Source organism: Devosia sp. CN2-171 (assembly GCF_049354815.1).
Classification (GTDB): Bacteria; Pseudomonadota; Alphaproteobacteria; order Rhizobiales; family Devosiaceae; genus Devosia_A.
In genome coordinates, this window is sequence record NZ_CP186479.1 from 2,114,259 (window position 1) to 2,127,126 (window position 12,868).

Sequence of the window (12,868 nt, forward strand, 5' to 3'; positions counted from 1 at the left end):
CCCTCCTTTTCCCATTTCCGGAGTTTCAGCATGAACGCGCTCGCCCAGCCGGTCGTCACCACGGCCGAGATCGACGTCACCGAACTGACCATCGCCGACGTACAGGCCGGCTTTGCCGCGGGCACGTTCACATCGGAGCAGCTGACGGCAGCGCACCTCGCGCGCATCGAGAAGTATGAGCCGTACTACAACGCCTTCACCTTCATGAGCCCGGACGCGCTGGCCGACGCACGCGCCGCCGATGCGCGGCGGGCGAATGGGACGGTCATCGGGCCGCTGGACGGTGTGCCGGTGGTGGTGAAGGAGGCCATGGACATGGTGGGCCTGCCGTCGACCGGCGGCTGGGCCCCGCTCTCGAGCCTCGCCGGCGGCTTCGACCTCATGCCCGGTGTCGATGCGCCGGTGGTGGCGCGCTTGAAGGCGGCGGGCGCGGTGATCCTGGGCAAGACCAATATCCCGGCTTTCAGCTATGACGGCGCCCGCGCCAATACCAGCTGGGACGGCCCGACCTATAACGCTGTCAATCGCGACATCGCTCCGGGCGCCAGCTCCAGCGGCACCGGCACCGCCATCTCTGCGAGCTTCGCCGTCGTCGGCCTTGCGGAGGAAACCGGCGGCTCGATCCAGAACCCGGGCGCGGCGCAGAGCCTGATCTCGGTGAAGCCGACTTTCGCGCTGATCCCCAATACCGGCGTCGCCCCGCTCGCCGGCTCGACCCGCGACGTGGTCGGCCCGCATGCGCGCACCGTCCGTGACGCGGCGCTGCTGCTAGATGTGCTCGCCGGTTACACCCCCGCCGACCCCAAGACTGTCGCGGCAATCGGCAACCTGCCCGAGGGCGGCTACGCCTCGCTGCTCTCGGACACGGCGCTGAAGGGCAAGCGGCTCGGCCTCTACGGCGCCGGCTGGCGCACGAAGCCGGTGGCCGAGGAAACGGCCAAGCTCTATGCGTCTGCGATCGAGGAACTGAAGGCGCGCGGCGCTGTGCTGGTCGAGGACCCTTTCGCCGGCACTGAATTCGCGTCGCTCGCGAAGGGCGCTGCGGGGTTCGATTCTCGCGGGCTGGAGTCGATCATCCACGATTTCGAGAATTTTCTGCGCCGGATGGGGCCGGGCGTCGCGGCGACCTCGTTCAAGGGGCTGGCGGCCATGCTGCCGTCCGATCCGTTCGGTCCGGAAGGAACGTTCGCCAAGCTGACCGAGGGCAGCCCAATAGTGCAGAAGTCACTCGTGGATCCGACGCTGCCGCCGGACCTGAGTGAGTTCCATGCGGCTCGCACGGCCTACCTCAAGCTGTTCAACAAGGTGATGGCCGACAACCAGCTTGATGGACTGGTCTTCCCGCAGTCGGAAGGCCCGCTGCCGGGGATTTTCGAGAAGGCGGAGTATCTCGCGACCACGGTGTCGGAGATCAACATCGCCGGACTGCCGGGTGTCACGGTGCCGGCGGGGCAATACGCAAACGGTGCGCCGTTCGCGCTGATCTTCGTGGGCAAGATGTGGAGCGAGGCGGAGCTCCTCGCCTTCGCCTACGACTACGAGCAGGCAACCCACCACCGCATCGTGCCGCAACTGGTGGAGACGCCGTACCCGGTGCCGGCAGCCAACGACGCCTAAAGGCGTCGCATTCCCCTGCGCGCATAGAGTCTGTCGCGCAGGGCCGTGAGAAAGCAGCCGATCAACGCAAACACGCTCACCGCGCCTTCTCCGCGATGAACGCGCGCCAGCCGCCGAAGCTGGTTATCTCCTCGGCCCCGGCCAGTGCGTGCGCTTCGCAGAGGAAGCCCGAGACGGAACTCCCATCGTCGAGCGACACCTTGCCGATGCCGAGCGGCGCCGGGATGGCGGCGACGAACTGGCCGAACGCCGCGGGCGGGAGGGCCCAGACCTCGACTTCGAGGCCTGGTCCGGCAAAGCCGGGCTCGCGCACGAGGCCGGGCTTGGGCGGGGTGGTGTTGGGCAGTGCGAAGAGCCGGTAGTCCCCAGCCGTCTTGCACTTCTTCACCAGTTGCCCGCCCGGCGTCGTGAGCTGCGGGTTCAGCGGCATGCCGCTCAGGTGGGCGCCCACCACGACGATCGGCAACAGGTCGGTCTGCGTGTCGGACATGCTCAGTTCTCCTCGAGTACGATGATGACGTCGCCGGTCTTGACGTTGCGGCCGGGACCGGCGCGGACATCGCGGACTGCACCGGCGGCGTGGGCGGTGACGGTGATTTCCATCTTCATGGATTCGATGATGGCGACGGGCTGGCCGGCTTCGACATGGGCGCCGTCCTCGACCAGGATCTTCCAGATATTGCCGGGCACGGTGCTGGCGACGCCGAAATGGCCCGAGGGGATTTCGCTGGTGTCCGACGCGCTTGCGCCCTCGTCGGCGACGAAGCTGTCGAGCCCCTCGTCCTTCCAGCGCTGGCGCTCTGTCTCGAACGCCGATTGCTGGGTGTGTTTGAACGCGGCGATACTGCCGGCATTGCGTGCAAGCTCGGCGGCATAGTCGGCATAGGAGAGTTTCGTCTCCTCGATCTTCACCGGATAGCCGCCATGCGGAAAGCTTTCGCGCGCCTCCGTCAGCTCGTCATGGCTGACCGGGAAGAAGCGGATCTGGTCGAAGAAATCGAGCAGCCACGGCGACTTGTCGAAGGCCGGAGTGCGCCGCCAGGTGTTCCACACCTGGATGGTGCGGCCGAACAGCTGGTAGCCGCCCGGACCTTCCATGCCGTAGATGCACATGTATGCCCCGCCGATGCCGACGGCGTTCTCGGGAGTCCAGGTGCGGGCCGGGTTGTATTTGGTGGTGACGAGCCGGTGGCGCGGATCCATCGGGGTCGCGACCGGGGCGCCGAGATAGACGTCGCCGAGGCCGAGGACGAGATAGCTGGCGTCGAAGATGGTCTCCTTGACCGCCTCGATATCCGGCAGGCCGTTGATGCGGCGGATGAACTCGATGTTGTCCGGGCACCACGGCGCGTTGGGGCGCACCAGTTCCTGGTACTTTCTCATCGCCAGCTGCGCTTCCGGATCGTTCCAGCTCAGCGGCAGGTGGACGATGCGGGAGGGGACCGTGACATCTTCCGGCCGGGGCAGAGATTGCTCGATCTCGCCGAGATGTCCGAGCAACCGGTTCCGGGTGAGGGTCGTGCCGTCGTAGTGGATCTGCAGCGAGCGGATGCCGGGGGTCAGGTCGATGGCGCCGATGCCCGGACTGTCCTTGACCGCCTGCATCAACAGATGCACGCGCAGCCGCAGCGCCAGATCAAGCGCCATCGGGCCGTACTCGACCAGCAGGTTGTCGTCGCCCTGCCGCCGGTAGACGACCGGGACGGGGCCATTGTCGGCATGTCCGACGATCGCCGAGCCGGCTTCGCTGGGCCGGTGGATCGCCGGACCGGCGATCACGTCGTCGGGGCGTGCGACGGGAACGAAGCGGATGGTGTCGCCAGGCTTGAACTGGCCGAGCTTCCACAGTTCGTCGCGTGCCATCACCGCCGGGCAGACGAAGCCGCCGAGGCTCGGGCCATCGGGACCGAGGATGATCGGCATGTCGCCGGTGAAGTCGATAGCGCCGATGGCATAGGCGTTGTCGTGCAGGTTGGACGGATGCAGCCCCGCCTCGCCGCCATCGGTGCGCGCCCATTTCGGCGCGGGACCGATGAGGCGAACGCCGGTGCGGGCCGAGTTGAAATGGACCTCATAGGCCGTGGAGAACAGTGTCTCGATGTCCTCGGTGAGGAAGAAATCTGGTGCGCCATGCGGACCATAGAGAACGCCCACCTGCCACTCGCGGATGAGCGGGGCGGGGTCGTCGGTGGCTTTGGCGGTCTGAGGAGTGCGGGCGAGGTGCAGCACTTCACCGGCTCGAAGTGTGCCGGTAGCGTGGCCGCCGAACTTTCCGAGCGCGAAGGTGGCCCGTGAGCCGAGCACTTCGGGGGCGGCGATGCCCCCTGAGATAGCAAGGTATGATCGCTGGCCCGGGCCGTCGATGGTGCCGATGCTCAGGATCTGACCGGCGCCGATCGCAACGGCTTCGTTGTGCGGCAGTGGCGTCCCATCGAGCTTCATCGGCATATTCGCGCCGGCGAGTGCGATGGTGGCCGGGGCGTGGAAGCGGAGCGTCGGACCGGACACTGTGAGTTCGAGCGCCGCGGTTTCGTCGGCATTGCCGACCAGGCGGTTGGCGTGGCGGAAACTGCGCTCATCCATCGGGCCCGATGGCGGCACGCCGACATGCCAGAGGCCGAGGCGCCCGGGCAGTTCCTGCAGCGAGGACTGCGCGCCGGGGACGATGACCTCTATGACATCGGGGGTGAAGGCGAAGCTGCGGAGCGCGGTGGTAGCGACCTTGCCCGATGCCAGCAGGTCAGACGCGGCGATGGCGCGCAGATACTGCAGGTTCGTCTCGATGCCGGAGACGCTGGTCTCGGCCAGTGCCGAACGCAGCTTCTCGATCGCAGCGGGGCGATCGTCGGCCGCGACGATGATTTTCGCCAGCATCGGGTCGTAAAAGCTGGTGACCTCGGTGCCGGTCTCGACCCACGTATCGACGCGCGCATCCCCGAACTTCACCTCAGTGAGCAGGCCGGCGCTAGGCTGGAAGTTGGCATGCGGGATTTCGGCATAGAGCCGGACTTCCATCGCCGTGCCGCGTGGCGAAAGCGGCGTGGCCGGGATCACGTCCTCGCCGGCGGCCTGGCGGATCATCCATTCGACAAGGTCGATGCCGAACACGGCTTCGGTGACCGGGTGCTCGACCTGGAGGCGGGTGTTGACCTCGAGGAAGTAGAACTCCTCGCGCACCGGATCGTAGATGAACTCGACCGTGCCCGCCGAGCGATAGCCGACGGCGCGGCCAAGATTGGTGGCCGCCTCGTGGAGGCGATAGCGGACGGTGGCAGAGAGGCCGGGCGCCGGTGTTTCCTCGACCACCTTCTGGTTACGGCGCTGCAGCGAGCAATCGCGCTCGCCGAGCGCGATCACCTTGCCCTTGCCGTCGCCGAACAGCTGCACTTCGACATGGCGGGCGTCGGAGACGAAGCGCTCGAGATAGACGCGGGCATCGCCGAAGCTGGCGCGGGCAGTGCGCTGCACGCCCTCGAAGGCGGCGATGAGCGCCGGGGCATCGGCGCAGAGCGACATGCCGATGCCACCACCACCGGCGGTGGATTTCAGCATCACCGGATAGCCGACGGTTTCGGCCGCGGCCACCGCCTCGTCGAGCGTGGCGAGGAGGCCGGTGCCGGGCAGCAAGGGCACGCCGTTGGTCTCGGCCAGCTCGCGGGCCGTGTGCTTCAGCCCGAAGGCCTCGATATTCTCAGGCGTCGGGCCGATGAAAGTGATGCCTTCGGCTTCGAGCCGGCGGGCGAATGCGGTGTTCTCGGAGAGGAACCCGTAGCCGGGATGCACGGCCTGCGCGCCCGTCGCCTTGCAGGCGGCGATGACGGCGTCGACGTTCAGATAGCTCTCGGCGGCCGGCGCCGGGCCGAGACGCACCGCTTCATCGGCGAGCTGCACCGCCTTGGTGAAGCGATCCGCGTCGGAATAGACCGCGACCGAGGCGATGCCCATCCGCTTGAGCGTACGAATGACCCGCACCGCGATCTCGCCGCGGTTGGCAATGAGGACTTTTGTGAACATCACTCAGCGTCCCAGACCAGGACCTGGATCGGCGTGGGATTGAACCCGTTGCAGGGGTTGTTGATCTGGGGGCAGTTGGAGATGACGCAGAGGACGTCCATTTCGGCGACGAGCTCGACATAGTCCCCGGGCTTTGAGAGCCCATCGACGATTGTCATCTCGCCCGAGGGGGAGATCGGCACGTTCATGAAGAAGTTGATGTTGGGGACGATGTCCCGCTTGGTCATGCCGTGCTTGGTGACTTCGAGCACGAAGTTATCGCGGCAGGCGTGGAGGTAGCGGGTCTCGTGGCCGAAGCGCACGGTGTTGCTCTCGCACGAGCAGGCGCCGGCCATGGTGTCGTGGCGGCCGCAGGTATCGGCGACCACGGTGAGCATCACATTGCCCTCGTTGGACACGACCTTGGTGCCGACGCCGACATAGGCCGATCCCTGGATGCGCAGCGTGTCCTGCGCGCTGTAGCGTTCGGCGAAATCGCCTGCCGCGTAGAAGATCGTGTCGATGGCCTGCTGACCCTCGCTGTCGATGATGCGAATGGTCTGGCCCTTGCGGACGACGCCCGACCATGGGGCCTCGGCGGGGATGAAATGCGACTGGATGGCGTTCTCTGCGCTGCGCATGATCAGGCCTCCGCGCGGGCGTTGTTCTCGAAGCCGCGAACGGCTTCGGCGGTGGCGGTGCGGCTGAGATCGTCGGCGGCGACATTGGCGCGATAACGCGTTATCTCGACTGGGTTCGGCGCATAGTCGGGGTTGGGATCGAGCGGGTGAGGGCAGTTCGATACTGCGACCAGCAGGTCCATCTCGGCCCGCAGGTCGACATAGTCGCCGCCGTTGAGGAGGCCGGGCTGCCAGGCGAAGTGGCCGTCGTCGTCGGAGACGCGGACCGGCGCGAAGAGCGTGAGCGCCATCGGAATGTCCCTGCGCGAAAGCCCGAGCTTGCCAGCCGCAAGGACGAGGTTGTCGCGCGTGTTGCGGGTCGTGGCGCCCGGGTACTTGGCGGCATTGGCGGCAGCGGTGGAGCCGCCGAGCAGCACGTCGTGTGCGCCGCCCGAGGAATCCTCGGTGACCGAGAGCAGCACGCGGCCCATGTCGGAGAAGAGCACGCGACCCTTCTGCACGCGGGTGTCCCATTGCACCTTCACGGTGTCCGGTAGGTTCAGCCGTTCGCTCGTATCCTTGGCGCTCCAGCAGACGAGCGCTACCGAGGCCGGGCCATGGAGCTGGGCGATGCGCAATGCCTCGCCCTTGCGCAGCGGCGTCGACCAGTACCAGCCGCCCGCGACAGTTTCGGTGGCGATGATGCTGTCGGCGCTCAGCGGGACGGCGGGCAGCGGGCTCGCCTCGGGCAAGGCCTTGGTGGCGAAGGCGAGGCCAGCCCGCTGGTGCGCTTCGTAGCGCGCGCGATCGGCGGCGATCTGTTCAGGCGTTCGGCTCATGCCGGGGCTCCTTGAGGTACGGGAACCAGGTCGTCCTGGGGGGAGCCCGCTGGTTTGATCAGGTCGTCCTGATCGGGGCTGTCTGGGTCAACGAGGCCGGCGCGGCGCGGCGGCCAGACCTCGATGTCGCGGCTCAATGAGGCGCCATAGCGCTCGCGCTCGTCGGGCCGGTCGCGGGGCCGCTCGAAGGCGATGACGCGGGTGCCCAACGTGAAGGCCTCGCGCATGTCGTGTGTCACCATCACCACGGTGAGGTTGGTCTCGTTCCACAGCCGCCGCATTAGCACGTGGATTTCGGCGCGGATGCCGGGATCGAGTGCGCCGAAGGGCTCATCGAGCAGCAGCACGCGCGGCTTCATGATCAGCGCCTGCGCCAGGGCAAGCCGCTGCTGCATGCCGCCCGAGAGCTGGGCCGGGTACTTGTCCTCGGACCCGGACAAGCCGACTTCGGCGATCAGCCCGCGCGCTTCTTCGATGGCCTCGCGACGGGCCGGGCCGACCAGGCGGGCGCGGAAGCGCGAGGCTTCGAACTCCTTGCCGAGCAGCACGTTGCCGAGGACGGTCAGGTGCGGAAACACCGAATAGCGCTGGAAGACGACGCCGCGATCCGGGCCGGGCTCGGAGGCCAGCGGCTTGCCGTCGAGCGTGATCGAGCCCTGCGTTGCCTGCTCTTCGCCGAGCAGCAGCTTCAGGAATGTGGTCTTGCCGCAGCCCGACGGACCGACCAGAGCGACGAAGGCGCGATCCTCGATGGTGAGCGACACCTTCTCGAGGACGATCTGGTCGCCATACTCTTTCCAGACATTGTCGACGACGATCATGACGCCCTCCCCACTTCGGACCACGGGAAGACGCGGATGCGCAGCCAGTCGAGCACCACGTTGGTGAGCACGGCGAGCAGCGTAATCCAGATGACGTAGGGGAAGATCACGTCCATCGACAGGTAGCGGCGGACGAGGAAGATGCGGTAGCCGAGCCCGCTATCGGCCGAGATGGCCTCGGCGGCGATGAGGAACAACCAGGCCGGGCCGAGCTGCAGGCGAAGGCAGGTGATCAGCCGCGGCAGGATTTGCGGCAGCACCACGCGCAGCGCGATCTGCCAGGAATTGCCGCCCAGCGTCTCGGCTTTGACGGTCTGCTCGCGCGGCAGCTCCATCACCTTGAGCGCGAGGTCGCGGATCATGATCGGGGCGACGCCAATGACGATGAGCGTGATCTTCGATGACTCGCCCAGGCCCATGACGATGAAGAGGATCGGCAGGAGCGCCAGCGGCGGCACCATCGAGATGGCGGCGAAGAACGGCGCCAGCAGGGCCCGGACATAGGGGAACATGCCGATGATCATGCCGAAGACGAGCGCGATCACCGTGGAGATACCGAGGGCCGCGAACAGGCGGCCGAGGCTCGCGAGCGTATCGGACCAGAGCAGGTATTCGCCGGTGCGCGGATCGGCGACGAAGGCCATGCGGTTGATCGCATCGGCGAGTGAGGCCAGCGCCGGCAGCAGCTTGTCGCTCGGATTCTCGGCCAGCCGCGCCGCCGAGCCTAGCGCGTAGGCCACGGCAAGCAGCACGAACGGCGCCAGCGCCAGCAAGAGCTGGTTCATTCGGCTCGGCTTGAGGTTGATCAGGCGCATCGACAGATCCGTTCGGGTGGCTCACCCCTCATCCGCCCTTCGGGCACCTTCTCCCACAAGGGGAGAAGGCGATCGCCGAGAGGCGACAGTCGGGCCTTCTCCCTTGATGGGAGAACGTGGGCGAAGCCCGGATGAAGGTGGGGCAGTTGGCGCGGAAAATTACAGCGTCCCCGCCGCAGCCTCTTTCATGTACGTGCTGGTGAACCTGAGCTTGATGTTGTTGGCATCGCCCAGCACTTCGCCCGATGGCAGTTCGATGCCGATCACGTCGGCCGACGGCGCGCCCGAGCCCAAGAGCCCCTTGTCGAAGAGGAAGGTGCGGACCTTGTCCATGGTGGTCTTGAGTTCGGGGCTGTCGGTGAAGGTCACGGCCTCGGCGGGCGTCGGAAACAGCTTGGTCGCCGCCAGCTGGGCTTCGAAGCCCACCTGATCGGTGCCTGAAGCGGCGCCCATGGCGGCGCGGGCGGCGGCGCCGGTGTCGTCATTGGCGGTCATGATCGCCATCGTGTCGTACCAGATGCCGGCCAGCGCCTTGCCGAAGTTCGGGTTGTCCTTCAGCGTCTCGGAATTGGCGACCATCATGTCGATGATCTCGCCCGGGATCATCGAGCTGTCGAAGACGCTGGTCGCGCCGGGCAGGTCGAGGATCTCCGACACCATCGGGTTCCAGGTGACCATGGCGGTGACATCAGGCGTCTGGAACGCGCCGACCATGTCCGGGTCGGAGGTGTTGACGACATTGACGTCGCGCTCGGTCATCCCGACCGACTCCAGCGCCCGGGCGAGCAGGTAGTGGCTGACCGAGAACTCGACGAGGTTCACCGGCTGGCCCTTGATGTCGGCGAGCGCGGTCTTGTCCTTCAAAATCACCGCGTCGTTGCCGGCCGAGAAATCGCCGATGATGACGGCGGTAGTGTCGACGCCGCCGGCGGCGGGGATCGAGAGGCCGTCCATGTTGGTCAGAGTCACCGCGTCATAGGCGCCGGCGGTGTACTGGTTCATCGACTCCACATAGTCGTTGAACTGGGTGACCTCGATGGTGATGCCGTACTTGTCGGCCCACTTCTTGACGATGCCGGTGTCGGCCGCGTAGCCCCAGGGCATCCAGCCGACATAGATCGACCAAGCGACTTTGAAATCGGTCTTTTCCTCGGCCGCGGCAAAAGTCGCGGAGCCGGCGGCAAGGGCCGCGAGGGCGAGGGCGGAAACGAGTCTGGTGAACTTCATACGCAATCCCCTGTTGTCGACTTTGGGGATTGGCTTGGGCGCGTTAAGACCCGTCCTGCCAATCCCTTGGCTTACGAGGTCTCCCGGGCTTTTGTCCCGCCGTGTCCCGGAGGGATGTCTCCCGCTCCGGTGGGTGCTCTCGGACCAGACACGCATCAAGCGCCGGAACCCTAGCCCCTAATCTCTGCATACATTTGAGCAAGCGACGTGCCAGACGAGGAAATGCTTGTATTTCATGGCCTTGGCAGGATCGTCGCTTGCCGGTGTGTTTCTCGCCTGAGGATTCGGCGTGCGAGGTGATTATTCGGTAGGCAGTGCCCGCGGGGCCGTCACTCCGGGATATCTGGCGTCGAACGGCCGCCATAGGACTTGTCGATCAGGGTGACGTTGTTCCCGTGCAGCCAGCGATAGGGCTCATGCATGGCGAGAACGCCGCGATCGATCCAGGGCTGGATGAAGCTCTCGAGCGGGGAGGTCAGATAGTCCGGCTCGTCCTTCCGCTTCAGCAACTGGATGTTGTAGTCGAGGATCGCCTCGGTGAACTCCTGCGTGTAGCCGCCGCCATCGATCACCTCGAAGCGGCCGTGGCAGGGGTAGAGAGCCTTGGCGTCCATCGCCAGCAGCGAGCGGTAGGTCATGATCTGCGCCGCGATTTCGCTCGTCATGGCCGGCGTATTGAACGTCACCGTGTCCTCCACCGCATCGGCGGCAAGCAGGATCTTGTCCTTGGGCAGATAGGCGACCAGGTGGCCGAGCTGGTGGACGAAGGTCTCGATCAGCTCGATCTGCAGATCCTTCAGCCACACCGTCATCCGCCCGTCGAACGTGCGGTTGGGCAGCACCACTTCCTTGACACCGGGATAGTTCGGATCGCCCGCGCCCCAGATCTCGCCGCTCAGCATCTGCGGGGCATAGGCCTGCAGCTTCCAGCGGGTGCGGTTGGTCGCGATGATGTCGGCGTTCTTGTAGAGGTAGTTGCCCGCGATGTGGTCGCAGTCCCAGTGCGAGTTGATCACCGAGACATGCTTGATCCTCATCTCGCGCATATAGGCGTCGATGGCCTCCATCTGCTCGCCATAGACCATGGTGTCGAAGACGATGGCGCTGTCGCCGCGATGCAGCACGTAGTTGCAGACACCGAGCTTCATGTCGATGTTGCCCTTGATCCAGTCCGGATAGTCCGCGATCTCGCGGCCGTCATAGAAGCAGATCAGATAGTCGTTGATGTGCGAAACGCGCAGTTTCGGCACGAAGGGTTGGCGGACGATGTCCGTCTTGGTCGGCATGGTGCCTCCGCTTGGTAGATGAGAAAGGGGCGACCGTTTACAGCCGCCCCGAAATGTCACTCCGCCCAGCGCACCGAGCCGTAGTCGATGTTGCCCGGGGCATAGGCGGCGCGGAGGTCGAGATCGACCAGTCCCTTGGGGGCGACCACCACGTCGTCCACGCCGACCAGCGGGATGAAGAGGCCATTGTCGAAATAGAGGTGGCCGGCCTTTTCGTAGAGGGCGTTGCGGGCGGTGATGTCGGTCAGCGCGCCCGCTTCCTGCAACAGTGCATCGGCTTCCGGCAGGCCACGGCCGTAGAAGTTGATCGGCGCGCCGGAGGCAAAGAAGATGCCGGACTGGTTCTCGGGATGGAGTGCATCCGGGGTCAGCTTGCCGATGTAGAAATCGGGGCCATCCGGATTGTCCTTGAGCCCGAATGCGGCGCCCTGCGGCAGGATGGTGACCGTGGCGTTGATGCCAATGCTGGCAAGCTGCGCCACCAGCAGGTCACCGACGCGGCCGAGGGCGTTCGACTCTTCGGTGCTGATGCCGATGGTGAGGGTGACCGGGCCCTTGGCGGTGACCGTGGCCTTGGCGGCCTCGATATCGTCAGGGAACACGACCGGGGTGACCGGATCGAGCATCGCCTCCGGATAGACCGACTTGGCCGGATGGCCATAGGCGCCGAAGGCGTCCGCAACCCAGGTCGCCGGGTTGATGGCGGTGAGGAAGGCCTTGAGGATTTCGGCGTCGGTGAGCGGTCCGGTCGGCTTCACGAAGCCGATGATTTCCGACGTGCTCGGCGCCGCAGTTGCCTCGAGATCGGGCGGAAGGGAGGCGAGCTGGGCCCACGGGTAGTTGGCAGGGACAGCGTCGGTTTCCTGCGCCTGGAGGTTCAGCACCTGCTGGCCGATATCGGGCACCAGCGGCAGCTCGATGGTCGAGAAGTACGGCGCCTTGCCGTAGTAGCCGTCGTAGCGCTCGAGCGTATAGCCCTGGCCGCGTTCGAAGCTGGTGAGCTTGAACGGTCCGGTGCCGGCGGCATTGGTGTCGAGCCAGGCGCCGGCTGCCTTGCCGCCGCCATTGTCGGCCAGCGCCTTGGGGCTGATCACCTTGGGACCCCACGGGCTCGCGAGGCTGTCGAGCAGCGAGGGCTGCGGCATACCGAGCGTGATGACGACGGTCTTGTCGTCGGGCGCGGCGATCTCCTTCACGTTCCACAGGAAGTAGCTGAGGATCAACTCGCTGTCGCGGCGGCGCTCGAACGAGGTTTTCACCGCCGCAGCGTTGAACGGCGTGCCGTCGTGGAAGGTGGCGCCTTCGACGAGGTTGAACGTGTAGGTGAGGCCATCTTCCGAGATGGTCCAGTCCTTGGCGAGGAGGCCGCGGATTTCGGCGCTACCCGGCACATATTCGACGAGACCCTCGTAGACATTGTTGATGGCGGCGAGGCCGTCCATCTCGAAGGCGTTGTCGGGGTCGAACGAGTCGAAATCTGTGGCGATCGGCAGGCGCAGGGTTTCCTGCGCCTGAACCGCGCCGGCGGACATGGCAATAGCGAGAAGTGCGGCGCCGGCAAGCAGCCGGCCCGTGAGTTGAGCGGATGACTTCTGGCTGAATGGTTTCATTGTTGACGACATGAGTCGCTCCCTTGAACAGGGATTGACG

Annotated in this window: 9 protein-coding genes, 1 pseudogene and 1 riboswitch; of the genes and pseudogenes, 1 reads left to right on the forward strand and 9 read right to left on the reverse strand. The window is 65.9% G+C overall.

Translation table 11 applies throughout. From position 1 onward, the window contains the following. The first annotated feature begins 30 nt into the window (after positions 1-30). Positions 31-1,617 (forward strand): amidase, encoded by a 1,587-nt coding sequence (locus tag ACOYW5_RS10450; RefSeq protein WP_423069191.1) that lies wholly within the window; start codon positions 31-33, stop codon positions 1,615-1,617. A 76-nt stretch (positions 1,618-1,693) separates the two neighbouring features. Here the strand turns inward: ACOYW5_RS10450 and ACOYW5_RS10455 are convergent. The 9 genes and pseudogenes from ACOYW5_RS10455 to ACOYW5_RS10495 form a co-directional block, all read right to left on the reverse strand. Continuing rightward, a pseudogene (locus tag ACOYW5_RS10455) lies at positions 1,694-2,083 on the reverse strand (allophanate hydrolase-related protein); the annotation flags it as partial. A 26-nt stretch (positions 2,084-2,109) separates the two neighbouring features. After that, complete coding sequence (gene uca, locus ACOYW5_RS10460) at positions 2,110-5,631, reverse strand: urea carboxylase (protein ID WP_423069192.1); 3,522 nt, start codon at positions 5,629-5,631, stop codon at positions 2,110-2,112. Then, on the reverse strand, positions 5,631-6,251 hold the full coding sequence (locus tag ACOYW5_RS10465) for an urea amidolyase associated protein UAAP2 (RefSeq protein WP_423069193.1): 621 nt from the start codon (positions 6,249-6,251) through the stop codon (positions 5,631-5,633). The genes uca and ACOYW5_RS10465 overlap by 1 nt, the downstream gene beginning before the upstream one ends. A 2-nt stretch (positions 6,252-6,253) precedes the next feature. After that, positions 6,254-7,069 carry an urea amidolyase associated protein UAAP1 gene (locus ACOYW5_RS10470; protein ID WP_423069194.1) on the reverse strand — a complete coding sequence of 272 codons (816 nt, stop codon included), beginning with the start codon at positions 7,067-7,069 and terminating at the stop codon, positions 6,254-6,256. Continuing rightward, complete coding sequence (locus ACOYW5_RS10475) at positions 7,066-7,890, reverse strand: ABC transporter ATP-binding protein (RefSeq protein ID WP_423069195.1); 825 nt, start codon at positions 7,888-7,890, stop codon at positions 7,066-7,068. The genes ACOYW5_RS10470 and ACOYW5_RS10475 overlap by 4 nt, the downstream gene beginning before the upstream one ends. Beyond that, positions 7,887-8,705: an ABC transporter permease gene (locus ACOYW5_RS10480; RefSeq protein ID WP_423069196.1), complete on the reverse strand. Its 819-nt coding sequence runs from the start codon at positions 8,703-8,705 to the stop codon at positions 7,887-7,889. Before ACOYW5_RS10480 ends, ACOYW5_RS10475 begins: the two co-directional genes overlap by 4 nt. A 159-nt stretch (positions 8,706-8,864) precedes the next feature. Further along, the gene (locus ACOYW5_RS10485; protein ID WP_423069197.1) at positions 8,865-9,932 is read right to left on the reverse strand and encodes a putative urea ABC transporter substrate-binding protein; all 1,068 of its coding nucleotides are present in this window, start codon (positions 9,930-9,932) and stop codon (positions 8,865-8,867) included. A gap of 78 nt (positions 9,933-10,010) precedes the next feature. Beyond that, positions 10,011-10,117, reverse strand: a riboswitch (guanidine-I (ykkC/yxkD leader). Between the two features lie 144 nt (positions 10,118-10,261). Continuing rightward, positions 10,262-11,218 carry an MBL fold metallo-hydrolase gene (locus ACOYW5_RS10490; RefSeq protein WP_423069198.1) on the reverse strand — a complete coding sequence of 319 codons (957 nt, stop codon included), beginning with the start codon at positions 11,216-11,218 and terminating at the stop codon, positions 10,262-10,264. 56 nt (positions 11,219-11,274) lie between these two features. Then, entirely contained in the window at positions 11,275-12,840 is a 1,566-nt protein-coding gene (locus tag ACOYW5_RS10495; RefSeq protein ID WP_423069199.1) for an ABC transporter substrate-binding protein, read from the reverse strand. Between the last annotated feature and the right edge of the window lie 28 nt (positions 12,841-12,868).

Coding starts and splice junctions, on each gene's coding strand:
- ACOYW5_RS10450 (WP_423069191.1), top strand. CDS start 31: ATGAACGCGCTCGCCCAGCCGGTCGTCACCACGGCCGAGATCGACGTC.
- uca (WP_423069192.1), bottom strand. CDS start 5,631: ATGTTCACAAAAGTCCTCATTGCCAACCGCGGCGAGATCGCGGTGCGG.
- ACOYW5_RS10465 (WP_423069193.1), bottom strand. CDS start 6,251: ATGCGCAGCGCAGAGAACGCCATCCAGTCGCATTTCATCCCCGCCGAG.
- ACOYW5_RS10470 (WP_423069194.1), bottom strand. CDS start 7,069: ATGAGCCGAACGCCTGAACAGATCGCCGCCGATCGCGCGCGCTACGAA.
- ACOYW5_RS10475 (WP_423069195.1), bottom strand. CDS start 7,890: ATGATCGTCGTCGACAATGTCTGGAAAGAGTATGGCGACCAGATCGTC.
- ACOYW5_RS10480 (WP_423069196.1), bottom strand. CDS start 8,705: ATGCGCCTGATCAACCTCAAGCCGAGCCGAATGAACCAGCTCTTGCTG.
- ACOYW5_RS10485 (WP_423069197.1), bottom strand. CDS start 9,932: ATGAAGTTCACCAGACTCGTTTCCGCCCTCGCCCTCGCGGCCCTTGCC.
- ACOYW5_RS10490 (WP_423069198.1), bottom strand. CDS start 11,218: ATGCCGACCAAGACGGACATCGTCCGCCAACCCTTCGTGCCGAAACTG.
- ACOYW5_RS10495 (WP_423069199.1), bottom strand. CDS start 12,840: ATGTCGTCAACAATGAAACCATTCAGCCAGAAGTCATCCGCTCAACTC.